Raw genomic sequence first — 24,474 nt, 5'->3', positions numbered from 1 at the left:
CTTGGTTTCCAGTCAGAGGGAATAAAGGCGCATGGTTCATGCGCTCAATTGTTGATGATGGCAAGGCCGCGTGGCTTGAAATGGATAGCCACATCCGTTTGTGGCGGAAGTGCTTCTTCAACAGCCGGATCGACAATGAAAAGCTTGCCGTGTTCAGTCTCGATTTCATATTCGATATGATCACCGAGATAGGCGGAATGGGCCACGCGTCCGGGGAAGTCTCCGCCACTCTGGGCTTGCAGGCTCACCGCATTTGGGCGAACCGCCAGCTGTGCTGGTCCTAGCCTTGCATGTGATGATGCAAGGCGATGACTGAGCTTCCCAATACGAATGACAGCTTCTCCATTTTCTGCGCTGACAACTTCACAGGGAACGACATTTGCCTCACCCATGAAGTCTGCAATGAAGGCAGAGGCGGGAGACTCATATAGATCGCGCGGGCTGCCTTGCTGCGCTATATCGCCGTCTTTCATGACAATAATTGTATCGGACACAGCCAAAGCTTCGTCCTGATCGTGGGTGACATAAACTGCTGTAAAACCAAGCCTTTGCTGTAGTTCTCTGATTTCGGTCCTCACGCGACGACGCAGCCGCGCATCGAGATTGGAAAGCGGTTCATCAAGCAGCAGCACCTGCGGCTCCAGCACAAGAGCACGCGCAACTGCAACACGCTGCTGCTGCCCGCCGGAGAGCTCTGCCGGAAGGCGATGTCCCATACCGGCAAGGCCAACAAGCTTCAGCCCTTCCTCCGCCCGCTCACGCGCTTCCTTCTTCTTTAATCCAGAAGATTCAAGCCCATAAGCAACATTATCGAGCGAACTCATATGCGGAAACAGCGCATAGGATTGAAACACCATCGATACATCGCGCTCGTTGGCGGGAAGCATTGTCACATCCTTGTCGCCGATCAGAATGCGGCCTGAGGTTGGATGTTCAAGGCCCGCCAGCAGACGCAGGGTCGTGGTCTTCCCGCAACCGGATGGGCCGAGCAACGTAACCAATGTGCCGGGTTCAACGGTGAGCGAAAGGTCAGGCAGAGCGGTGAAATTACCGAACTTCTTCGTCACGTTTTGAAAGGTAACGGAGCCGGGACGGATCGTGGTCATACGGCTTTCTCCTGTTGAACGGTTTTGATCGGCGTGAGCGTTGCGACGCGATTTTCGCGCCGCAGCCTGCGTTCGCCGACAAGAAGCTGGAAGGTGACGATCACAACCACCATGACGAGGATGAGTGCCGAAGAATAGGCGATCGCCACACCGAACTCGCCATTTTCGACAAGGCCTACGATGTAAGAGGTCGCCATGTTGTATTCCGCCGAAACAAGGAAGATCACGGCGCTGATCGATGTGATGGCACGCACGAAGGAATAGACGAGCGCTGCTGTGATCGCAGGTCGCAGAAGCGGCAGGATCACCTTGCGGATGGTGCGGAAACTACCTGCCCGCAGGGTAAGCGAAGCTTCATCAAGGCTCTTGTCCAGCTGGCTCATCGCAGCAATCCCACCGCGCACGCCAACGGGCATATTGCGGAACACGAAACAGGCAATCAGGATCAGTGCTGTGCCCGTCATTTCAAGCGGCGGCAGATTGAAAGCCATGATGTAGCTGACACCAATGACCGTTCCTGGAATGGCGAAGCTCAACATCAGTGCGAACTCAAACACACTGCGCCCAAAAAACCGCTGTCGCACGATCAGATAAGCAGTGAGCAGCCCAACCGCCGCGGTGAGCGGTGCCGAGATAAGCGATATCTCCATCGTGGTCCAGAAGGAGTTCCACGCAACGCCCGTCCAGGCAAAGCCGCTATCGGTCCACGCAACCGAGAAAGCACGACGATAATGATCAAAGGTCAGTGAATTATCGAGGCCCCATGTACGTACAAAGCCACCAATAAGGATCATCAAGTAAACAACGACCGTGAAAATCATCCATGGAATAACAAGAGCATAGACGCCGATCTTGAGTCCATTTGGCAGCGCGGCATGTATGCCGGAATCACCCTTGCCGGTGACGGTCGCAAAGTTTTTGCCCGATAGCCACAAACGCTGGATAAGAAACGCAGACAGTGTGAAGCAGAGCAGAACGATCGCGAGAACCGCAGCGCGCGACGGATCGTTTTGCGCGCCTACAACGGCAAAGAATATCTCGGTCGAAAGCACACCATGGCTGCCACCCAGCACCATCGGGTTACCGAAATCCGCCATGCTTTCGATAAAGGCAATCAGGAATGCATTGGCAAGACCCGGCGCCATAAGCGGCAGCGACACACGATTAAACGTTCGCCAGCGATCAGCACGCAGAGTTTGCGATGCTTCTTCCATTGAAGGAGAAACGCCCTCAACAACGCCGATCAAAACCAGAAAGGTAATGGGCGTGAACGAAAGCACCTGTGCGATCCAGATACCCGTAAGGCCATAAAGCCAGCGGCCCGGTTCAACGCCAAAGAAGTAGGAAATCTGTTCAGTTACCACACCAGCGCGACCGAACAGCAATGTGAGCGCCAGACCAATGACAAATGGTGGCGTGATGATCGGCAGCACAGTGAGAATACGCAGGCCCTTCTTAAACGGAAAACCCGTACGCGTTGCAACAAGCGCAAACGAAAGCCCAAGCACTGTGGAACCTGTGGCGGTCATCAGTGCCAGCCACAGCGTGCGCCATGCAACGCCGCAGCGCCCGTCGCCAATCACACAGGCAAGGCTCCAGATCGAGGAATCCTGAATGTTGCCGATGAAACCATCGGGATTAAAAGAGCCATCAAAGTCCTGAACCGAACCTGCAAACATGCTGATGATCGGATAGAATACAAAGACACTGACAAGGGCTACCAGCAACGTGATGGAAGAGACAACAAAAGCATCACCTTTCATCACCCCACGTTCAGCTAGAGCGAACGAAAAAATCAAAAGAAAGCATAGGCCTGTCAGAACAGCACCCGCACCGAACGCTGGTTGCCCGTCTGCAAGCTGCCCGAAGAATGTTTCGCTTAAGGCCCAGTTCCAGCCGGTAAAGCCGATTGCCAGCCCCTGCAACGCGAGGAATCCAGCGCCCAAAAGGCTCGCACCGATCAGAACAGAGGTGCGTTTTTCCACAGACATCGCAAAACGTGCAAACCCACATATGAGCATAAGCACCGCGACTACAGCGAGCCAAGGTCGACCGTAAGCGAATATTTGCAAAATGCCCGGAGCGTTTTCGGCTTGACTGAAAAACCCGTCAAGCCAGCTGAAGCGGAAGAAGCCTTGCTCGATGCGGTACCAGGGCAAGATAAGAAACGCTATCAAAGCCAGCGCCAGAACCACATCAAGCCGTCGATTGTGTTGTTTCATATTCTATCCGCTTTTCTGCTCATTTTTTGCTCATGGCCTGCAAAGTGGACGCAATTATCCGTCTCCCGCCTGATGAAGGCGGGAGGGTTCGTCACGAAAGTGGATTGCAACCGCGGATGCGGTTAAGTTTTAATTGGCCTTGGCACCAATTTCCTTGTCCCAGCGTTCAAGGATTTCCTTGCGCTTGGTCGGTTCGCCATAGGTCTTGAAGTCGTAGTCGATCAGCTTGATATCCTCAAAGCGCGGTGACTCTTTCGGCACTTCGGCGTTCTTGTTGGATGGAAGCTGGAAGGATTTTGCATCCTTCATCTTCGACTGCACTTCTGCTGTTAGCGCCCAGTCATACCATTTCTTGGCATTCTCGAGATTGCGGGCACCTTTGATGATTGACATGGAGCCGATTTCGTATCCCGTCCCTTCGCAAGGCGCGATGGATTTGATCGGGAAGCCTTCGGCAGTCATCGCAACTGCATCATGCATGAAGACAATACCAATGCCGTTTTCGCCACGCGCTGCCGACTTTACGGGCGCAGAGCCGGACTTGGTATATTGCGAGACGTTGGCGTTCAGTTTTGCCAGATATTCAAACGCCTTTTCCTCGCCCATCAATTGTATGAGCGTTGCAAGAGCCGTATAGGCTGTGCCGGATGAATTCGGGTTGGCCATCTGGATTTCGCCCTTATAGGACGGATCAAGCAAATCAGCCCAGCAGGCCGGTTCCTTCAGGTTCTTTTTCTTGAAAATGTCGGTGTTGTAGCCCCAGCCTAGCGCACCAGCATAAACGCCGACGGTGCGAAATTCAGAGCTTTCTGCCTGCTTCTTCGCCCAATCCTGCAACTGGTCGAGCATTGGTGACTTATATTCGAGCGTCAGTCCTTCGGATGCAGCTTGCAGATGCGGGTCTCCTGTACCAGCCCACCAGATATCAGTCTTTGGATTACGCGCTTCAGCGCGCACTTTCGCATAGGTTTCGCCGGAAGACAGGCGCACCATATTGACTTTGATATCCGTTTCTTTCTCGAAGTTATTCTTCATTTGCTCGCAGATCACGACATCTGCCGAGCAGATGAGATTGAGATTGCCTGAAGCCTGTGCCGAAACCGCAAATGATGAAACGCCAGCGGCAAACGCCGCGGCCATAAGTGCCCAACGCATCATTATTCCTCCCTATGATCAGCGCCTCCACGCTGTGGCTTTTTGCAAGCCTGTGCACAGTCTTTGCCTTTTAGGCTTATGTGTCAATCTGCTTTTGTAAATTTCATTCTGAAAACTCTGGAAACAATCTAATAATTCTGTTTCTGCACAGCCTTGCAATGATATGCAAACAAAAAAAGGCGACCCGAAGGTCGCCTCTTTCGAAGTGTTATAAAGGCTTATCAGCCGATGGCCATGAGGCTGGCATTGCCGCCCGCGGCTGTTGTGTTGATGGAAGTCGAAACCTCTTCAAGCAACCAGCTCAGGCAATAGCAGTCTGCATTCTGCGCCAACTGCGCCGAGGTTGCAGCCTGTGTCAACACGAGCGGACCTGGAAGCCCGGCCAGCTTCTTGTTGATATCGGTCAGGCGTTCACCCTCTCCTTCAACAAGCGCACCGGCGAAAGGCGCATCCGCCTGCCAGTCCTTTGTCCAGACAACACGAGCAGCGACGCTTGAAGGCAAGTCCTTCAGAACATTGCGCAAGCCTGAAGCCTCGTCGATCACGGCGTCGTTGCCAGTGGCAAGTGCAGCTGTCAGCTGACGATAGAGGCCTGTTTCTGTCTGTGGAGCCAGTAGAATGCGACCACGCGCATGCAGCGCATAGAGGTTGCGTTCGCCAACCGGACCCGGAAGCTCAATATTCAGACCAAGTGCTGAAACACTGCCAGTTTCGCGTGCTGCTTGCGCAAGTTCGTTCATGCCGCGATTGCCGAGCCATTTTGCGAAATCATTAAGCGCAGCATCGGTGTGAACTGAAGCCATACGCGGCGGGATTGGCGCTGTTTCGACAAGGCGACCGAGATAGAGCGGACCACCAGCCTTCGGGCCCGTGCCGGACAGACCACGGCCACCGAAAGGCTGGACACCCACAATCGCACCAATAACATTGCGATTGATATAGATGTTACCAACCCGGATGCGGTCGGCAACATGAGCGATGGTTTCATCAAGGCGTGTATGCAGACCAAAGGTCAGACCATAACCGGTTGCGTTGATGTCATCAATCAGGCGATCCATGTCATCACGCTTGTACCGCACCACATGCAGAACCGGGCCAAACACTTCGCGTTTCAGATCACGGAGGCTATCAATCTCAACGATTGTCGGCGCTACGAAAGTGCCCTTCTCTGTTCCCGATCCAAGCGGAAGCTGCTCAACCTTGCGACCCATATCGCGCATCGCCTGAACGTGCGTTTCGATAATGTCCTTGGCTTCTTGCGTGATAACTGCACCGATATCAACCTTGAGCTGGTCGGTACGGCCAATGGAAAGCTCCTTAAGCGCACCCTTGAGCATCGTCAAAATGCGGTCGGCGACATCTTCCTGCAGACAAAGCACACGCAGCGCCGAGCAACGCTGACCGGCGCTGTCGAAAGCCGAGCCAATCACGTCGAACACGACCTGCTCGGCGAGAGCGGACGAATCCACGATCATTGCGTTCTGGCCACCTGTTTCAGCGATCAACGGGATCGGCTTGCCATTTGGCAGCAGACGCGAAGCAAGCTGCGCCTGAATGAGGCGTGCAACTTCGGTCGAGCCGGTGAACATTACGCCACAGGTTTCCTGCGCTGCAACAAGTGCTGCACCGATGCGGCCATCGCCAGGCAGAAGCTGCAATGCATCAGCAGGAATGCCAGCTTCGTGCAGAATGCGAACGCCCTGCGCTGCTATGAGTGGGGTTTCCTCAGCAGGCTTTGCCAGAACAGGATTGCCCGCAACAAGAGCGGCTGCAATCTGTCCGGTAAAGATTGCCAGCGGGAAGTTCCACGGGCTGATGCAAACAATGGGACCGAGCGGCTTGTGAGCAACGCCCAGTGTGCGGCGGGTCTGTTCTGCATAGTAACGCAGGAAGTCAATAGCTTCGCGCACTTCTGCAATCGCATTTGGCATTGACTTGCCAGCTTCACGCATGATGAGGCCAAGCAGTTCCGGCATTTCGCGCTGCATGATGTCGCTCGCGCGATCGAGGCAAGCTGCACGGTCAGCCGGCGAAACTTTAGACCAGCTTGCGGTTGCTTTTTCGGCTGCCTTCATTGCCGTTGCAACATCGGCTACTGCGATTTCCGTGACTTTGCCAACCACATCGGAATGGTCGCCGGGGTTAAGAACCGGACGTGTTTCACCCCTGACCTTGGCACCCGCAACCTGCGGCTCGGCAGTCCAGGCACGCGAGGCATTGGTTTTAAGTGTTTCGCTCAGTGCGGCCAGCTGCTCTTCGTTGGAAAGATCGAAACCTGCCGAGTTTTTGCGAATACCGTAAAGGCCTTCAGGAAGATTGATCTGGTCGTGGCGCGCGCCAACCACAGCCATCAAACGAACGACTTCTGCAGGATCGGCAATCAGTTCATCAACCGACACGCTCTTATCGCCAATGCGATTGACGAAGGACGAGTTGGCACCGTTTTCAAGCAGACGACGCACCAAATAAGCAAGCAGCGTTTCGTGCGTGCCGACAGGCGCATAAATACGTGCCGGACGACCAAGCTTTGATGCACCAACCACTTCATCATAAAGCGGCTCACCCATGCCGTGCAGGCACTGGAATTCATAAGAGCCGGTTTTGAAGTCTGGACCTGCCAGATGGTAGATCGTGGCGAGCGTCTGCGCATTGTGTGTTGCAAACTGCGGGAAGATTACATCCCGCGCGCCAAGCAGCTTACGGGCGCAAGCAATGTAGGAAACGTCGGTATGAACCTTGCGGGTATAGACCGGGAAATCTTCAAGGCCGTCTACCTGCGCGCGCTTGATTTCCGCATCCCAATAGGCACCCTTGACCAGACGAACCATGACGCGACGATTGGTGCGACGCGCAAGGTCAATAATAAAATCAAGTACAAACGGGCAGCGCTTGCCATAAGCTTGGACCACAAAGCCGATGCCTTCCCAATCAGCGAGATCAGGGTCTTCACAAAGGCTCTGCAGAAGGTCGAGCGAGAGCTCCAGACGATCTGCTTCTTCAGCATCGATATTGAGGCCGATATTGTACTTCTTGGAAAGAGCTGCGAGCGCTTTCACTTTTGGCAGAAGCTCGTCCATGACGCGCTCGCTCTGCGCGCGAACATAACGCGGATGCAGTGCCGAAAGCTTGATTGAAATACCCGGGCCATCATAGATGCCGCGACCGGCCGAAGCGCGACCAATCGCGTGGATCGCAACCTCATAATCCTTGTAATAGCGTTCTGCATCAGCCGCAGTAGTGGCTGCTTCACCCAGCATATCATAGGAATAGCGGAAGCCGCGTTCTTCAAGCGACTTTGCACGCTTGAGTGCTTCATCAATGGTTTCGCCAGTGACGAACTGCTCGCCCATCATGCGCATGGCCATATCCACGCCACGACGGATAACCGGCTCACCGCAACGAGCAATGAGGCGCGTGAGTGCTGCCGAAAGGCCGCTGTCATTAACGGTGTTCGTCAGCTTGCCGGTGACAACAAGGCCCCAGGTCGCGGCATTAACGAACAGCGAGCGACCACCGCCGACATGCGACTTCCAATCGCCGTTCGAAATCTTGTCACGGATCAGCGCATCGCGCGTTGCCATATCCGGAATACGCAGCAGAGCTTCGGCCAGGCACATCAGCGCCACGCCTTCCTGGCTCGACAGTGAATATTCATGCACCAGACCTTCGACGCCTGTGCCTTTATGCTTGGCGCGCAGCGCTTCGATCAGCTTACGAGCTGTCGCGCGAACCTGCTTTACCGTTTCTTCAGGCAAGGTTGCCTGCTGAACCAGCGCGGTTACGCATTCTGCTTCAGGCCGACGGTAGGCATCGGTGATTGCCTTGCGCAGGGGCGTCTCCTCGCGGATCGGCGGCGCGAAATTCTGGAAAACAGGAGTGGGAGCGGATATCTTATCAGTCATGGTGCAATGCTCGCGAAAACAGGCTCAGGCCCAGTTCAACTGTGCTTTTATGTGGGGGCACACTATCATCAGCGCAAATTGCATTCTGCCTTCATTTGATCCATATAAAGACAATTCGATCTTATTAAAGTGACTTCCAGAGGCAGTTTGAATGCGAAAGATAGACTCTGTAGACGATCTGGATCAGTTCGATCGCCGCATTCTTGAAGTGCTGAGCGATGATGGTCGCATCGCTATGACCGAGTTGTCAAAAAAAGTCGGTCTTTCCAAGACACCGTGTCAGGCGCGCGTCAAACGGCTGGTCGATGAGGGCTATATTTTAGGCTTTCGCGCGGCCATAAATCCGGAAAAACTCGGCCTCGATCATATCGCTTTTACGACTGTAAAACTATCGGACACACGTGAGACTGCACTCACAGCGTTCAACGTCGCTGTGCGCAAGATACGCGAAGTCGAAGAATGCCACATGATCGCGAGTTCCTTCGACTATCTCTTGAAAGTGCGAACGCCCAACATCCGACGTTACCGCGAGGTGCTGGGCGAAAAAATTTCGAGCCTGCCGAATGTGGCAAGCACCTCCACCTTTGTGGTGATGGAGTCGGTGAAAGACAACCGCCCGGTAAGGGTTTATCCGGGCGCGCTGTAACTGTTCATTTCACGCTTGTCCCGAAAACTGGTTCCGCTTTTCGGGATAGGGTTTATAGCGCTTCGTCTGCCAGGTAACGCTCAAGCGTTTTGGCTGTTCCATCATGCCAGATGCGCTTAAGCGCTGCAGAGAACGCGGCAACATAAGCCTGATTGGAAGCGAGTGAACCGAAAATATCGGTCATTTCGAGCCAACGTAACGGTTCATCCTTGGCAAGTACCGCATGCTTCACCAGACGATCCCATGACGGATCATTCGGCTCGATAACCGCACCACTATCTGTCGTTCCGTAGCAGTAACGGCACCAGAGAGCAGACACCAAAGCAAGCCCAGCGACCGAGTGGCCTTTGGCCAGACGGTCCGTAACAGTCGGCAGAATGAATTTCGGCTGGCGGTTCGAGCCGTCGAGGCACAGACGACGGATCGTGTCGCCGATCTTCGGATTGGCAAAGCGCTTATCGATGAGCAGACGGTAGTCTTCCAGAACAGTATTCGGCACTGGCGGCACTTCTGGAATGATTTCTTCCTTGGTGAGCTTTTCCAGATATTTCCGGATCAACGGGTTTTCCATCGCTTCATGAACGAAGTGAATGTCGAGAAGTCCGCCCGGATAAGCAATTGCCGCATGGCCGCCATTGAGGATGCGAATTTTCATCAGCTCATAGGCATCAACCTGATCGGAAAAGGTAACACCGACCTTATGTAGCCTTGGACGCCCGGTTGGGAAATTATCTTCAACAACCCACTGCTTGAAACCTTCGCAGAAAACCGGCCAGCCATCCTCGACTTCGAACTCATTCAAAGCAATTTCGCGTTCACGTACACCCGTTGCGGGTGTGATGCGATCCACCATGGAGTTGGGGAATGCGACATTCGCTGCAATCCAGTCTGCGAAGTCTGGATCGCTGAGTTTTGCGAGCCCGACAACCGCATCTTCCGTCACGTGACCATTGCCCGGGATGTTGTCACAGGACATCACCGTAAAGGGTTCAACTTCTGCCGCGCGGCGCTGTTTCAGCGCCTGCACGATGAGACCAAAGACGGTCTTCGGTTTATCAGGATATGCTCCGTCAGCGACAATATCAGGATGAGCCGCATCAAAGTGCTGACTAGCCGGGTCGATATAATAACCGCCCTCAGTGATCGTCATAGAAACAATGCGAATATCGGGCGACGTGAGATAATCCATCAGGGCTTTACGCCCCTCCTCCGTCGAAATAGTCACATAATCAACAATGGAAGCGGTAATTCGCGCTTCCGAGTGTTCCGCTTCCTGATCAACAACAGTCGTCAGCCAGTCCTGGGCTTTGAGCGTATCGCGCATGGCATCATCGCTTGCCCTCACACCTGCGCCGATCAACGCCCAGTCGTGATCCAGACCAAGCCCGAAGAGATCATCCAGATAAACAGCCTGATGCGCGCGATGGAAATTACCCACGCCAAAATGAACTATCCCGGGTACAAGGTCTGCCGGATCATAACCAGGCTTGTGAACTTTGTTGAAGCTCTTGAGCGTTGCTCGCGACAGCTTGGTCATAACCATAATCCTCCTCGATGAATCCAGACAACCCAGCCTATGGCCTGATCTCGCGGCGGGCAATATCTCTTTATAAGTATCGTTCATTACAAATGAAAATGGCGGGCAAGGCCCGCCATTTTCATTTTCCATTTAGAGTGATCAGTTCAGACCGAGCGTGCCTCGCAGTGTCGAAAGATCTTCTGCGAGCGTCGTGATCGCGCCAGCCATGACCTTGCGATCGTCCTCAGTCAGCTTATCGTATAATTCATAGCCGTCGCCATTCTTGTATTTCACAAGAATGTCGTTGACGGTTTTGAAGTTGGCATCCGACTTTTTGAGAAGCTCAGGATTTTCCTTCTCGATAAGGGGACGGAAGAGTTCTACGATCTTCTGCGAACCATCGACATTGGCTTGGAAATCCCAGATGTCTGTGTGGCTGTAACGATCTTCTTCGCCAGAAATCTTGGTAGCCGCGACCTCTTCCATAAGGGCTGCTGCACCGCCGACAACCTTTTCAGGTGGGAAGGTCATGTCCTTGATACGCTTCTGCAGCTCGACAACATCCGAATAGAGCTTATCGGCATATTTATCGAGACCTTCAGTCGAGTTCTGCGAGAATAGGCCATATTCGAGACGATGGAAGCCAGTAAAGTCGTCAGACTTTTCTGCATCTTCATGGTCATCTGCGCGGCTATCGATGGAGGCGTCGAGGTCTGCAAAAAGCTCTGCAATCGGCTCGATCTTTTCGTAAGAAACACGCGAGGATGGATAAAGTTCTTTCGCCTTCGCCAGATCGCCAGCCTTGATCGCGTCGGTGAAAGCCTTTGTGTCTTTCACGAGAATATCAAGATTGTCCTGAACGTAGATCTTGTAGTCAGCAATCGGTTGAACCAGATCGAGTGGGGAGACTTCGGCCTTTGCAGCACCGAAGCTGAGGGACAGAGCGACGACACAAGCCGACGCGAGCAGTGGCAGACGATATTTCATGTTTACCTCTCCGTGGTGATAAGACCTTCACCCACGCGCGTTCTGCGGCCCACTCGCCTGCAGGAGTGCTCGTGCGTAAAAGTCATCCTGATTTTTCACGCCGGGTAGCGTGAAGAAATAACCGCCGCCGACGGGCTTGATATACTCTTCCAGAGGTTCGCCATCGAGGCGCTTCTGAACGGTGATAAAGCCCTTTTCCAAATCGGCCTGATAAGCGATGAACAGCAGCCCCATATCGAGCTGGCCGGACTTCGTGACCCCGTTGGAATAGTTGAATGGACGCCGCAAAATCAGATGCTGCTCGGCATTGGCATCGCGTGGATTGGCCAACCGAATATGAGAATCCATCGGCGTAACCTTGCCTTCCGGGTCCTTCGAATAGTCCGGAACGTCAGCTTCGGTTTTACCGTCGAATGGCGCGCCACTATCCTTATGGCGACCAAAAATCGTCTGCTGTTCCTGCAGCGGTGTGCGATCCCAGCGCTCGACGAAATTACGGATGAGACGCACGACCATATAATTGCCGTGAGAAGCCCATTCCGGCTCATCTTTGCCCGGCTGAATCCAGACAACTCGATCCATCAATCCCTTGTCGGCAGCATCAGGATTGGCAGAGCCATCGCGGAAACCGAGGAAATTGCGCGCACTTTCCTTCGCTTTGGGCGAATGCGGCGGCTGAACCGGCACTGAACCTTCTTGTTTCCAGCGCACCATCAGAAGATCAGGCATGTTCTTCATGATATCGCGCAGCGCATGGATATTAGTGTCTGCAGTGTTGGAGCAAAACTGAATTACCAGATCGCCATGGCACAAATCCTTTTGCAACGCGTCATTGGGGAACCCCGTCATGCGTTGCAACTGTTTTGGCTTAAACGGCTTGAGCCCAAAACGATCATCAAAAAGCGAGCTACCCAGACCCACCGTGATCGTCAGGTTATCAGGGGTAACAGTCGGCCCGAGAATGCCGGAATCGGATGGCGGAAACTTTGGATCAAGCGCCAGTGGCTCGCCACCCTTCATGAGAAAGGCTGCGCGCTCTGTCAAAAGTCTGAACATGCGTTCGAGACCCGCGCGATCACGCGCCAGAACATCGAAAGAGGCCACGAGACCAGTTGCAGGGCGTGGTGTCACAATGCCGGGTTGATGCACGCCATAAAATGGCTGGCTCTCCTGCAGCTTGTCGCTTTCAGGTGCATTCGTCACGCTTTCCGATGAAAGCGCGTTGTTAGAGGCGCGCGCGTTAGCCGCCTGCGATGCAAGTACGCTCGCGACACCTGTGGCACCGGCACCGAGCAAAAGGGCGCGGCGCGTTGGCGATGTTGGGTTGTCTGTTTCAGAACTATCGTCTTTGAAAAATTTCTTGGTCATTAATCCACTCCAAGTTGATCGCGGAGTTTTGAAAACTGGTCGGCGAGAGCAGTCGCGCCGTCCTTGATCTTCGCCTTCTCGTCTGTAGAAAGCGTGTTGTATGCCTTGCCATTCTGAGCACTTAGCAGCGCCTTCACGGCAGACACCTGAGCATCAATCCCTTCAAATGCCTTAGAATCGACTTTGACGATGATCGGACGCAATACGTCCGCCGTCTTTGCGGAGCCTTCAACAAGGCCTGCAAATACCTGCAAATCTGTGTGTGCATAGCGATCATCGCCTGCGTCAGCAGCGGTAGACGCAAAGCGGTTGAGCGCTGACGATGTGCCTGCCAGCATCCGGTCAGGCGAAATACGCAACGCACGGATGCGGTCTTTCAGACCAGCGGCATCCTGCACGAGCTTCGTTGCTACAGGCTGAAGGCCATCCAGCGACTTCTGCTCAAAAAGCCCGTACTCAATGCGATGAAGACCACCGAATGCTGGGTCCTGCTCACGCCTTTCAAAGAAATCGGCGCGTGCATTGATTGCCGTATCAAGATCAGAGAAAGCTTCTGAAACGGGAGCAATACGGGCATAGGCTTCGCGCGCCGGTGCATAAGCAGTCTGTGCGGCTTCGATATTGCCGCTTGAAACGGCATCCGAAAGCGTGGCAACAGCCTTCTGGAACTCAGCGACTTCGGTAGCCAGATAAATCTGATATTCAGCCAACGCACCAAGGAAAGCGGTCAGCGGCATCTTACCCTTTTCTGCTTCGCTGCTTGCCGATGGTGTCACAATCAGCTTTCCGCGCGGATTGGAAAGAAGGCCGCAAGTAATCTGGTATTCGCCTGGCGAAAGCTTGGCGGAAAGCATCTGCTTGAAGCCCGGTGCGATATTCTCGCGCTCTTCTAGAACCATCACGCCGTCGAGAATTTCCCATTCAACCGAGCGGTCGGACTTGTTGACGATTTCAAAAACCGTGCGCCCAGCCGGAACCGTCAGTTCATTTGGATCGCAGCTTTTCGCGTTGACCACGATCTGTACTTTGCCATCACCATCTGCATGGCGCGATTTATCTGAAACGCGCGAGGCGTAATAGAAAGCAGCACCTGCCGCCAGCACCAGCAGAATGGCCAGCACCAGAACCGCTCGCACGAGGTTGCGGGAGAATGGTGCAGCAGGTTTTGGGCTTTGCGGCTTGGTCATGGAAAATCTCTTCGATTAAACTGTGTGCTTCGCGGCTGCGCTCTGCGCAGGTGCGGAAGACGGCATCAGGAAAATAATGAGCGCAGGCACGAGGAAGCCGAGATAGGCAACCACTTCGCTGATCGTCGGCGTTGCGATATAGCCGAAGATACCAGCCAGAACCGAGCCAAGCGTGCTGTCGAGCGGCAGGATTTCGCTCGTGTCGAACACGACCGTCTGGAAGTGGTTCCAGATACCAGCCTCATGCAGCGCCATCACCGAATTTGCGAGAATGCCCGCTGCGATAATCAGTATGAAAACACCGGTCCAGCGGAAGAAGCGGCGCAGATTGAGTTTCAGGCCACCACGATAGATACCGTAACCAACCAAAGCGGCAAGCAGAACACCGAGCAATGCGCCAAGCGGTGCCGCGCCACCTTCGCTCTGCTGGAATGCGGCGAGCAGGAAGAAGACCGACTCAAGCCCCTCACGGGCCACAGCAAAGAACACCATCAGGATCAGACCGAAGCCCTTATGCGTGGGCGTTTCAAATGCCGCATCAATGGAATGATGCAGTTCCGCTTTGATGGAACGAGCCGCCTTACGCATCCAGAAAACCATGGACGTCAGCACGAAAACGGCTATGAGCCCGATAATGGCCTCGAAAAGCTCCTGCGCCCTTTGCGGGAATTCTGCGCTTACAAGCTGGAGGATTGCGCCAACTGCCAGCGACATCGCCAGGGCCAGCAGCACACCAATCCAAACAACCGGCATCCAGGCGCTGCGTCCGGTCTGGTGCAGATAGCTCGCGATAATGCCAACGATTAGCGCAGCTTCCACGCCTTCGCGGAACATGATGAGAAATGGTACGAGCATTCGAGTTCATCCAAAAGGCAGAGTGATCAATCCGCCCCTTGATTGACACTCTTCACAACCGGCACAAGCCTTCGTCTATTTGTCATCTTTCTATATCTACGCGCGCACCGCTGCAAGCCAAATGAAGTTGACTACCATGGGAATGTTTTAGAATTATTCTAACTATTTCAGAAACTTACAGCGATGTAAGTTAGCTACCCCTGATGAGACTGCAATTTTTTTGAGGTACAGTAAGCCTTTGAAAAGGCTTCATAGTGAAGCCTTTTCGCGTATTGAATTGCGGCTATCAAGCCTCGGCTACCATCCGAAATTCTATCGAATTACCGTTTAATATTTCCGGGCAATCCCGCTTTGCCCGCTTCCGACGGGTTAAGCCTCACATAGTCAGCCTTCAAATCTTCCGATGTTTTGCGGCTTCCGTCGTGACTCCAGCCAGGTGGCGCGATCATATATAGAAGACGTTGGCGCAAGGTCAGGCCCGGCGAGAACACGTCCTTCAACATACCGAACCATTCATGGAACGCCACGCGCACGGGATTGAACGTGCCAACATTCTTCACAATGCCGTAGCGCGGCATATCTTCCGGTAATTCTTCGACAAATGTGCCAAACATCCGATCCCAGATAATCAGCGTGCCCGCATAATTGGCATCGAGATAGCGCGGGTTCGTGGCGTGATGTACGCGATGATGCGACGGCGTGTTGAAAATATACTCGATTGGCCGCGGAAGTTTGTCGACGGCTTCGGTATGGATCCAGAACTGATAAATCAGATTAAAGCCGTAGACAAAAGCAATCACTGCCGGATGAAACCCGAGCAGAACGAGAGGGACCTGCAGCACGAACATGCCTGTCATCTGCCCGGTCCACGACTGCCGCAAAGCGGTTGTTAGATTATAATGCTGGCTTGAATGATGGTTGACGTGCTCTGCCCAAACCCAACGCACGCGATGCGCTATGCGATGGTAGCAGTAGTAACGCAGATCATCGAAAATGAAGGCGACAACGAAAACCCACCAATGCAGGCCCAGGTCGAAGAGCCGAAACTGCCACACCCACAATAGCGCAACGACGGAGACAAAACCGAGCAGCAGACCGGCTGCAACATTCCCCGCCCCCATCAGCAGGCTGGTCAGAGCGTCGCGTGTTTCGAACTCTCCCCTCCGTTTCCAGTAGCGGATCGCAACCAGCTCGATCAAAATTCCCAATACATAAAGTGGAATTGCGAGGCGCGTCACATCCAAGAATACCGGATTGCTATTCATGCAGCTTCCCCTCGTAAGATGGAACCGACAGCCAGTCTTTCACCTTCTTCCGATCTATCGCGTCGGTAAAGACCAGTTCGACCTTGGGCCAGGTGAAATCTTTCATATGCAGTATGAGTTCGGTATTGCCGTTCTCCACAAGTGCGAGAACATCGGACGCAACCAGACAGCGCGTCAAAAACCGATCCCCAACGCTATGCACCAGCCCCGTTCCAAGTCCTGCCAGCGGAAAAAATGCTGTGCCGCGAACTTCGGTGTAGCAAATTTCACCAATCTCGATTTCGGGATAATCGAGATGGAAACGCTCTTTGACCGTTTCGTCGTCAGCAAGAATGCTGCGCTTTGTTCCCCCACCCAAAAAATGAATTGCCAGAACGCCAAGCCCTATCCCGGCGATAACCATAAGTAGAAGCAGCCGCAAATCCATGAACTCTCCCGTTCGCAGCGATGCCAATCAATTTCCCGACTATACTCTAGACATGAGGCCACGCGAATACACCCGCAAAACTTAGGGGCTTGATTTACGAGTCGCAGTTGCCTCGGCAATGCAACAGGAGATTGTTTCGATTTGGAGCACCGTGAGCCTGCATAACGAGCTCAAACATTGACCAATCAACTGCCTGAAACAGTCAAAATTCCGAAAAGTTTCAGAATTTTCCGAAATGGTCAAAAATTTCGTGTTTCAGGGGTTGAAGAATGGTTGCAACCGGTCCATATGACAGGTGCTTACCGCTTGCGCCTCCTCCCATTGCGCGCGGTAAGTGTTCCCCTCTGGAGGTTTGCCTTTATGGCACCTTCATAACTTAGCCGGACTTTTTAGTCCGGCTCTTTTTTTGGCTAAATTTCAGTAAGTTAGAACTAAAATAAAAAGCGCTACGTTACCGCAGCGCTTTCAAAAATAATGACAGTTTTCTGACGGAAATGACTGTTAGAGAACATGGTTCTTGCATCATTTCCGCTGCAAAAAGACGTTCCCAATTCTTTCGCCGACAAACAAAACCGGCATTAGAATCAGGTGATTTTATTTCTGTCGGAGCGATAGAGTACCGCTCCGACCTGTCGCTTTACAAAGTGTTAAAACACCACCAGATATCAACCGTAAGACGCAACCGGCGGGCAGGAACAGATGAGGTTTCTGTCACCACCGACATTGTCGACGCGGCTGACCGGCGGCCAGTATTTTGCCGTCGTGTCAAAATCACCACCAAGGGCACTCGCCGGGAACACAGCTTCCTCACGCGTATAAGGGTGAGTCCATTCTGTTGCCAGAGTATCACCTGCCGTATGCGGCGCGTTGGCAAGCGGATTGTCATCCTTTTGCCAGATGCCGTCGGCAACCTTCTTCGCCTCGCCTGCAATGGCAATCATCGCATCACAAAGACGATCGATTTCCGACTTTGGTTCAGACTCGGTCGGTTCGATCATCAGCGTTCCGGCAACCGGCCACGACATGGTCGGTGCATGGAAACCGTAGTCGATCAGGCGCTTGGCCACGTCTTCTACGGTGACGCCTGCGCTGTCTTTGAGCACACGCGTATCCACGATGCACTCATGCGCCACGCGATCATGCGCGCCGGTGTAAAGGATCGGATAAGCGTCCTTCAGACGATGCGCGATGTAGTTGGCGTTGAGGATTGCAGCCTCGGTCGCCTTCTTCAATCCAGCGCCGCCCATCATGCGGATATACATCCACGTAATGACCAGAATGGATGCACTACCAAAAGGTGCAGCCGAAACCGCGTGCTTGGAACCGATATCAACATGACCCGGCAGATAAGGTACGAGATGTTTAGCAACGCCAATCGGACCGACACCCGGACCACCGCCGCCATGTGGAATGCAGAAGGTCTTGTGCAGGTTCATATGGCAAACGTCGGCGCCAATATCGCAAGGACGAGCAAGGCCAACGAGCGCATTGAGGTTTGCGCCGTCGAAATAGACCTGACCGCCATTGTCATGGACGATTTCGCAGAAAGCCTTGATGCCTTCTTCGAACACGCCATAGGTCGACGGATAGGTGATCATGAACGCGGCGAGATTATCGCGATGCTTTTCAGCCTTGGCTTTCAGATCATCAATGTCGATATCGCCGTCAGGACGGCAATTGACGACGACAACGCTCATGCCGGCCATCGAAGCACTGGCAGGGTTGGTGCCGTGTGCGGATGATGGGATCAGGCAGATATTGCGATGACCTTCGCCGCGCGACTGGTGATAGTGACGGATTGCGAGAAGACCCGCATATTCGCCCTGACTACCAGCGTTTGGCTGTAGCGAAACACCTGCAAAGCCGGTGATTTCGCAAAGCCACGCTTCGACATCCGAAGTCATCCTGGCATAACCGGTTGTCTGCGCGGCTGGAGCAAATGGATGCAGATTGGCAACTGTGTTCCAGCTTACCGGCATCATTTCTGCTGCTGCATTGAGCTTCATTGTGCACGAGCCAAGTGGGATCATTGCACGGTCAAGCGCCAGATCCTTATCGGCCAGACGACGCAGAAAGCGCATCATCTCGGTTTCGGAACGGTGCGAATGGAACACATCCTGGGTCAGGAAGCCTTCGCCACGTCCCTTGGATGGCACGAGAAGATCGTCATTGCCGACTGGCTTTGCACCAAACAGAACAGCGAGTGCTGCAAGATCGTCTTCGTTCGAGGTTTCATCAAAGGTCACACCAACCGTATCCGCATCGATGACGCGGAGCAGACGGCCACCCTTGTCGGCTTCGTCTGCAATGCTTGCGGCTTTGCCCGAAAGCTTAATCGTGACCGTATCGAACAGGCTGTCGCCTGCGATTTCGATGCCAGCAGCCTTGAGGCTCGTTGCAAAGCGCGACGCAAGACCGGCAACACGCGTTGCAATGGCCTGAAGGCCTGTCGGGCCATGCCAGATGGCGAAGGATGCAGCCATATTGGCGAGCAGCGCCTGTGCGGTGCAGATGTTTGATGTCGCCTTGTCACGACGGATATGCTGTTCACGCGTCTGGAGCGCCAGACGATAGGCAGCACGGCCATGTGCATCAACCGACTGACCGACAATGCGGCCCGGAATGATGCGGGTCAGAGGCTCGGACACTGCGAGATATGCAGCGTGTGGACCGCCAAAGCCCATCGGCACACCAAAGCGCTGCATGGAGCCAACAACCATATCCGCGCCCCACTTTGCAGGGGCTTCCAGAATTGTCAGCGCCAGTGGATCAGCGACAGCGATCACCAGAGCGCCTTTGGCCTTTGCATCGGCGATGACAGCGGTGAAGTCGCCATAAACGCCGCGTGTATCCGGCCAAGGTACAATGACAGCAGCCGTGTTGTCATCAACCGTGCTTCCAGCTTCAACCTGCCAGCCAAGCGGCTCGGCGCGGGTGTTGATCACATCAACAGTCTGCGGATGCAGATCGCCTGCAAGCAGAACGCGCTCACGCTTGTCGCGATGATGACGAACGGCAACTCCAACAGCTTCAGCAACGGCAGTTGCTTCATCCAGAAGCGATGCACAGGCAACCGGAAGACCGGAAAGCTCGGCAACAAGCGTCTGGAAATGGAACAGCAGTTCCAGACGGCCCTGGCTTATTTCCGACTGGTAAGGCGTATAGGCCGTGTACCATGCCGGGTTTTCAAACAGGTTGCGCTGGATAACTGGCGGCGTCAGCACGCCATGATAGCCCGCACCGATGAAGCTCTTCTTCACCACGTTGCGGTCCATAATTTCGCTGAGTTCCGCAAGCGCTGCGTGCTCGCTCAAAGCTGCTGGCAGATCAAGCGCGCGGTTGAGCCGGATCGAAGCCGGAACAGCCTGCGTGATCAGCGTTTCCATGGAAGGAAGGCCGAGCGCTGCAAGCATTGCGCGCTCGTCTTCAACTCTTGGCCCGATATGACGGGCAACAAAGGGTAGAACCTGTTGCGTCATTTCATTATCCTACGAGTTTGTCGTAACCAGCTTTGTCTAGAAGACCCGAAAGCTGGCCTTCATCGGAAAGCTTCAGCTTGAATAACCAGCCTTCGCCTTCTGCGGCCTGATTGATGAGTGCTGGATCGCTCGATACGGCATCGTTAACTTCAACCACTTCGCCATCGACCGGCGCATAAACGTCGGAAGCAGCCTTGACGGACTCTACAACGACGATGCCCTCGCCCTTGGAAACGGTGCGACCGACTTCCGGCAGATCAACGAATACGAGGTCGCCGAGCTGTTCCTGTGCGTGGATCGTAATGCCGACAGTGGCAACGCCAGCTTCGACGCTGATCCACTCATGATCTTCGGTGAACAGGATATTGGCCATGGATATCATCCTTTGCGATAGCGATGTGGTGTGAAGGGAAGCGCTGAGACGTCAACGGGAACCTTGTTACCGCGTACTTCAGCGAAAATGCGGGTGCCGGGCTTTGCGAGACTAAGCTCGACATAGCCCATGGCGACCGGAAAACCGGCGGACGGACCAAACCCGCCCGAAGTGACGGTGCCGACCTGACGGCCGCTCTCGTCAAAAAGATCAACGCCTGCGCGCACTGGCTGGCGACCTTCAGCCTTCAGGCCAACGCGCTTTGCGTCAACGCCCTGCTCCAGTCTAGCAAGCACGGCTGGCGCGCCGTTAAAAGCGGCCTTTTCGCGCACTGGCTTGGAAATTGCCCAGGTGAGACCAGCCGAAACCGGATCGGTCTCTGGCGTAATGTCCTGACCATGCAGGCAAAGTCCGGCTTCAAGGCGCAAGCTGTCACGGGCGGCAAGGCCGATCCACTCGACACGCTCATCGGCGAGAAGCTTCTTCACCAGTTCACGCGCTTCGTCGGCAGGCAGGCCAACTTCAAAGCCGTCTTCGCCGGTATAGCCTGAGCGGGTCATGAACCAGCCAGCCTTTGGCTCAAAACCGTTCATGAAAGAAAGATCGGAACCAGCAAGTCCCAAATCTTTAATGACGCTATCTGCTTCTGGTCCCTGAATGGCGATGAAAACGCGGTCAAGCGGATTGACCTTTACGTCCTTGCCAGCGGCTTCTTCCTGAAGATGCTCAATATCTGCATCAGCATTGCCAGCATTGGCGACAACCATATAGCGATCTTCGCCAAGGCGCGTGACGATAAGATCGTCAAGAACGCCGCCTTTTTCATTAAGGAAGAAAGTATATTTCGACTGCCCTACCCCAAGCGCTGCGGGATCAAGCGGACAGGTCTGCTCCAGAAGTTCCGCCGCTTCCGGGCCGGACACTTCGATCAGCTTCATATGGGAGATGTCAAAAAGACCGACATGAGCGCGGGTGTGAAGGTGCTCCTTCATCACGCCGAGCGGATAAGTGATCGGCATGTTCCAGCCAGCAAAGCCGCCAAAGCGCGCGCCAGCTTCTTCATGCAGGTCATGCAAAGGCAGAGTATTCAAAAATGCGGTATCGCCCATAACAACTCCAGAGTCGCACGTATGCCCCCGCGAAATGCGGTTGCTTCGTGCCCCTCTGTCTCAGGCCTGAGAGACTCGCATGGCTATATAGAAAGCCATACTTACACCTTCGGCGCGGAGTTTCCCCCGACTTTCCAGAGTTGCCTTACCCGTCTGCGGTTCATGGTACCTGAGAGATTTCGGGCGATTTCCCCTTCGGTGGCCAACTTGCGTCAGCTCTCTCCCGCAGACAAACAGTGATGGAACATCCTCGCAAAACGTAATGCTCCACCACACGACATAAGTCACTTAGCTTAAACCGTTTCTGGAGTCATGTAGAATTATTGTCACAAGACGACAATTCCCGGGGATTTTGCGACAAAAATTGCACAGCTCTTTCCCAATAAGCCGAAAGAATAACTTTAAGTTTCATGCAAGCACGGCGATAGGCAGCAAGCGCATTGACAGTCATTTCATTCGAAGGAATATTCTCTTGTGTAGACGTAAAATTGGTTTGGCAATCGTTCTGTCTTTATCGAGTGCATCCGTAGCTTATAGTGACGAACCATCCAAGGCAGATTACCTTTCTTTTGCAGAGCGATCATGGAAGCATTTTCAATGCGGCTATCTGCATGAAGCCGCTATGGGCCACAATATAACCGGCATACAGTTTACGCGCCGGGGCTTTGAACTCGGCAAACAGTTCTTTGATGCGGTGAAAGACGGGAAAATAAACCAGATGGATTTTACCCTGAAAACGCCGCGTGATTTTTGGGTCGGCATCACAGAACTATCGCCCGAATTCGATCTCGGACGCGCTTCGATCATTGCACAACATCAAATCGCAAGTGAAATACTTGCCTTTAATGAAAACCTTCCTGCGACACTCAACGACATCAAAGACAGCGGGTTTCAGATCGATGACGAACAAACCGCAAGCAATGCGATTGAGCGCATCAAAACCGAAAACTGCGATTATGAAGATCTGGGCTTTTCAGCAGAGATAACAAAGAGCATGCGCGAGAATGCTCTGCGCGGCCCCATGCTTTTAAATGACCGCAAACCACCGAAAAAAGGGTGATTTGGTCAGTGCGCCTGATGATTGTGATCACATAATGACCAAGCTGCGCAAAAGACGTGCAATCGACAGGCTAAATTGCACAGCAGCTATGCAAATCTGTCTCTGCAACTTTCAGATCAACCCACCTATATGCTGTTGGCAACAAAGAGATTTGATTTTTTGACTAGGTGAGAGAAATGAACCTGATCCGCTCGTACAACAACTGGCGCCGTTACCGTAACACTGTAAACGAACTGAGCCGCCTGAGCCCACGTGAACTGAACGACCTCGGCATCATGCCTTCGGAAATTCCGTTCGTCGCACGCAAGGCTGCTGCTCGCTGATAGCGAATTCCGAAAAGCGTAAAGCGGTTGTATAACAAGCGACGCTGATCTCGGAAGGCAAGCGCCGAATACAGGCCACTAGATGGCCTATTAGGGACCGCGCCCTACAAACCGTGCGGTCCTCACAGTTTTCCAATTATCGCCGGGGCATCCCTCCTCCCATTAGCCTCGGTGATTATAAAGATCGGAACTCCTCCTCCCAATCCGGTCTTACCCTAAACACACCCGTCGCTTCCCCTGCGACGGGTGTTGTTTTTTGTGCACTTCATTAAGATGCAAGTAATGCCTTTGCCCGGCCTGCGCGATCCAATACAACCGACAACGCGAACACGCCGAGGCCTGCAACGGCCAGTAACGCGCCAACAGTGCCCGTCGATGTCCAGCCAAAGCCCCACGCCACCGCTAACCCGCCAAGCCATGCGCCAATTGCATTGGCGAGATTGAGTGCAGAATGATTGAGCGCTGCGGCCAGCGTCTGTGCGTCAGCGGCCACATCCATCAAGCGTGTCTGTAAAGCTGGAACAAGCGCAAACCCGCCGCCAACAAGCAGGATATTTAAAAATGCCGTGGCTGGATGTTGCATCAGAAACGGAAAGACCAGCATGACGGCCATATCGTAAAGCAGCACCATTCCCACTGTTCCCATGACAGTGCGGTCGGTCAGTTTTGAGCCAACGACATTGCCCAACACCATGCCAAGACCGAATGTGGCGAATACAACCGGCATCCACTTTGCGTCGATATGCGAGACTTCCGTCACTGTGGCAGCCACATAGGTAAAGACGGAGAACAGACCGCCGGTTCCAATAGCGCCGATACCGAGCGTCAGCCAAACCTGTTTGCGGCGAAATGCACCCAGTTCTCGCAATGGAGATGCGCCTTCATCGGCAGGCTGCTTCGGCACATAAATCATGACCAGCACCATTGTAAGAATGGCAATCAGGCCAACGGCTGCAAACATCGCGCGCCAACCAGCAGCTTGTCCCAGCCATGTCGCCAAAGGCGTTCCGCACAATGTGGCAATGGTCAGCCCCATCATAACACGCCCAACAGCCTGCGCACGCTTGCCAGGCTCCGCCAATGATGCCGCTACCAACGAGGCTACGCCGAAATAGGCGCCGTGCGGAAAGCCTGCAACAAAGCGCATTATATAAAGACCGGTATAGTCATGCATGAATGCGCTGGCGAGATTGCCGAAAGCAAAAAGCCCCATCAGCAAAAACAGCAGCTTGCGACGATCGAGCTTTGCACCCAGAACGGCCAGTACAGGCGCACCAATCAACACACCCAAAGCATAGGAACTGATAAGATGCCCGGCGCTTGGTATGGTGACATTCAGATCGCGCGCGATATCGGGCAAAAGCGCCATGATCGCGAACTCTCCGGTGCCAATACCGAAGCCGCCGATGGCGAGTGCAAGTTCTGCAGGCCTTGCGGATGCACGCGGCGATGTTTCCCGCAGCGCTGCGGAGGACTTTAACTGAGACATGA

Annotated in this window: 18 protein-coding genes and 1 riboswitch; of the genes, 3 read left to right on the top strand and 15 right to left on the bottom strand. The window is 53.8% G+C overall.

Translation table 11 applies throughout. The annotated features are described in order from the left end of the window. Positions 1 to 44: 44 nt before the first annotated feature. From CES85_RS01330 to putA, 4 genes are all read right to left on the bottom strand, one after another. Entirely contained in the window at positions 45 to 1,106 is a 1,062-nt protein-coding gene (locus CES85_RS01330) for an ABC transporter ATP-binding protein (protein WP_095444284.1), read from the bottom strand. Then, positions 1,103 to 3,328, bottom strand: a complete 2,226-nt coding sequence (locus CES85_RS01325; RefSeq protein WP_095444283.1) for an ABC transporter permease — start codon at positions 3,326 to 3,328, stop codon at positions 1,103 to 1,105. The genes CES85_RS01330 and CES85_RS01325 overlap by 4 nt, the downstream gene beginning before the upstream one ends. Before the next feature lie 129 nt (positions 3,329 to 3,457). Then, on the bottom strand, positions 3,458 to 4,483 hold the full coding sequence (locus tag CES85_RS01320; protein WP_095445648.1) for an ABC transporter substrate-binding protein: 1,026 nt from the start codon (positions 4,481 to 4,483) through the stop codon (positions 3,458 to 3,460). Between the two features lie 221 nt (positions 4,484 to 4,704). Further along, entirely contained in the window at positions 4,705 to 8,385 is a 3,681-nt protein-coding gene (putA, locus tag CES85_RS01315) for a trifunctional transcriptional regulator/proline dehydrogenase/L-glutamate gamma-semialdehyde dehydrogenase (protein ID WP_095444282.1), read from the bottom strand. Positions 8,386 to 8,536: 151 nt separating this feature from the next. Here putA and CES85_RS01310 point away from each other — a divergent pair, with 151 nt between their 5' ends. Next, positions 8,537 to 9,031, top strand: coding sequence for an Lrp/AsnC family transcriptional regulator (locus tag CES85_RS01310; protein WP_095444281.1), 495 nt, complete (start codon positions 8,537 to 8,539; stop codon positions 9,029 to 9,031). Positions 9,032 to 9,083: 52 nt separating this feature from the next. Here CES85_RS01310 and CES85_RS01305 read toward each other — a convergent pair whose 3' ends face one another. From CES85_RS01305 to gcvT, 10 genes are all read right to left on the bottom strand, one after another. After that, a complete protein-coding gene (locus CES85_RS01305) occupies positions 9,084 to 10,568 on the bottom strand; it encodes a mannitol dehydrogenase family protein (RefSeq protein WP_095444280.1) in 1,485 nt (494 codons plus the stop codon). 141 nt (positions 10,569 to 10,709) lie between these two features. After that, positions 10,710 to 11,537 (bottom strand): iron uptake system protein EfeO, encoded by an 828-nt coding sequence (gene efeO / locus CES85_RS01300; RefSeq protein WP_095444279.1) that lies wholly within the window; start codon positions 11,535 to 11,537, stop codon positions 10,710 to 10,712. Between the two features lie 27 nt (positions 11,538 to 11,564). Continuing rightward, complete coding sequence (gene efeB / locus CES85_RS01295) at positions 11,565 to 12,905, bottom strand: iron uptake transporter deferrochelatase/peroxidase subunit (RefSeq protein WP_095444278.1); 1,341 nt, start codon at positions 12,903 to 12,905, stop codon at positions 11,565 to 11,567. Next, positions 12,905 to 14,092, bottom strand: coding sequence for an iron uptake system protein EfeO (gene efeO, locus CES85_RS01290; RefSeq protein WP_095444277.1), 1,188 nt, complete (start codon positions 14,090 to 14,092; stop codon positions 12,905 to 12,907). Before efeO (CES85_RS01290) ends, efeB begins: the two co-directional genes overlap by 1 nt. A gap of 15 nt (positions 14,093 to 14,107) precedes the next feature. After that, on the bottom strand, positions 14,108 to 14,947 hold the full coding sequence (gene efeU / locus CES85_RS01285) for an iron uptake transporter permease EfeU (protein ID WP_095444276.1): 840 nt from the start codon (positions 14,945 to 14,947) through the stop codon (positions 14,108 to 14,110). Between the two features lie 320 nt (positions 14,948 to 15,267). Then, positions 15,268 to 16,212: a sterol desaturase family protein gene (locus CES85_RS01280; RefSeq protein WP_095444275.1), complete on the bottom strand. Its 945-nt coding sequence runs from the start codon at positions 16,210 to 16,212 to the stop codon at positions 15,268 to 15,270. Further along, on the bottom strand, positions 16,205 to 16,639 hold the full coding sequence (locus CES85_RS01275; protein ID WP_095444274.1) for a hypothetical protein: 435 nt from the start codon (positions 16,637 to 16,639) through the stop codon (positions 16,205 to 16,207). Before CES85_RS01275 ends, CES85_RS01280 begins: the two co-directional genes overlap by 8 nt. Before the next feature lie 665 nt (positions 16,640 to 17,304). Continuing rightward, entirely contained in the window at positions 17,305 to 20,118 is a 2,814-nt protein-coding gene (gene gcvP, locus CES85_RS01270; RefSeq protein ID WP_095444273.1) for an aminomethyl-transferring glycine dehydrogenase, read from the bottom strand. A gap of 4 nt (positions 20,119 to 20,122) precedes the next feature. Next, a complete protein-coding gene (gene gcvH / locus CES85_RS01265; RefSeq protein ID WP_095444272.1) occupies positions 20,123 to 20,491 on the bottom strand; it encodes a glycine cleavage system protein GcvH in 369 nt (122 codons plus the stop codon). Between the two features lie 5 nt (positions 20,492 to 20,496). After that, positions 20,497 to 21,600 (bottom strand): glycine cleavage system aminomethyltransferase GcvT, encoded by a 1,104-nt coding sequence (gene gcvT / locus CES85_RS01260; protein WP_095444271.1) that lies wholly within the window; start codon positions 21,598 to 21,600, stop codon positions 20,497 to 20,499. A gap of 146 nt (positions 21,601 to 21,746) precedes the next feature. Next, positions 21,747 to 21,836: riboswitch (glycine riboswitch) on the bottom strand. Positions 21,837 to 21,964: 128 nt separating this feature from the next. On the opposite strand from gcvT, the gene CES85_RS01255 reads away from it, so the two are divergent. Together CES85_RS01255 and CES85_RS01250 are read left to right on the top strand one after the other, a co-directional pair. Beyond that, positions 21,965 to 22,660 (top strand): hypothetical protein, encoded by a 696-nt coding sequence (locus CES85_RS01255; protein WP_157743388.1) that lies wholly within the window; start codon positions 21,965 to 21,967, stop codon positions 22,658 to 22,660. A 176-nt stretch (positions 22,661 to 22,836) separates the two neighbouring features. After that, complete coding sequence (locus CES85_RS01250) at positions 22,837 to 22,983, top strand: DUF1127 domain-containing protein (protein ID WP_084486680.1); 147 nt, start codon at positions 22,837 to 22,839, stop codon at positions 22,981 to 22,983. Positions 22,984 to 23,251: 268 nt separating this feature from the next. Here CES85_RS01250 and CES85_RS01245 read toward each other — a convergent pair whose 3' ends face one another. Further along, positions 23,252 to 24,472 carry an MFS transporter gene (locus CES85_RS01245; RefSeq protein WP_095444269.1) on the bottom strand — a complete coding sequence of 407 codons (1,221 nt, stop codon included), beginning with the start codon at positions 24,470 to 24,472 and terminating at the stop codon, positions 23,252 to 23,254. Between the last annotated feature and the right edge of the window lie 2 nt (positions 24,473 to 24,474).

Origin of the sequence: Ochrobactrum quorumnocens (genome assembly GCF_002278035.1) — a bacterium.
In the GTDB taxonomy this organism is placed as follows: Bacteria; Pseudomonadota; Alphaproteobacteria; order Rhizobiales; family Rhizobiaceae; genus Brucella; species Brucella quorumnocens.
This window is presented reverse-complemented; position numbering and strand designations above follow the sequence as displayed.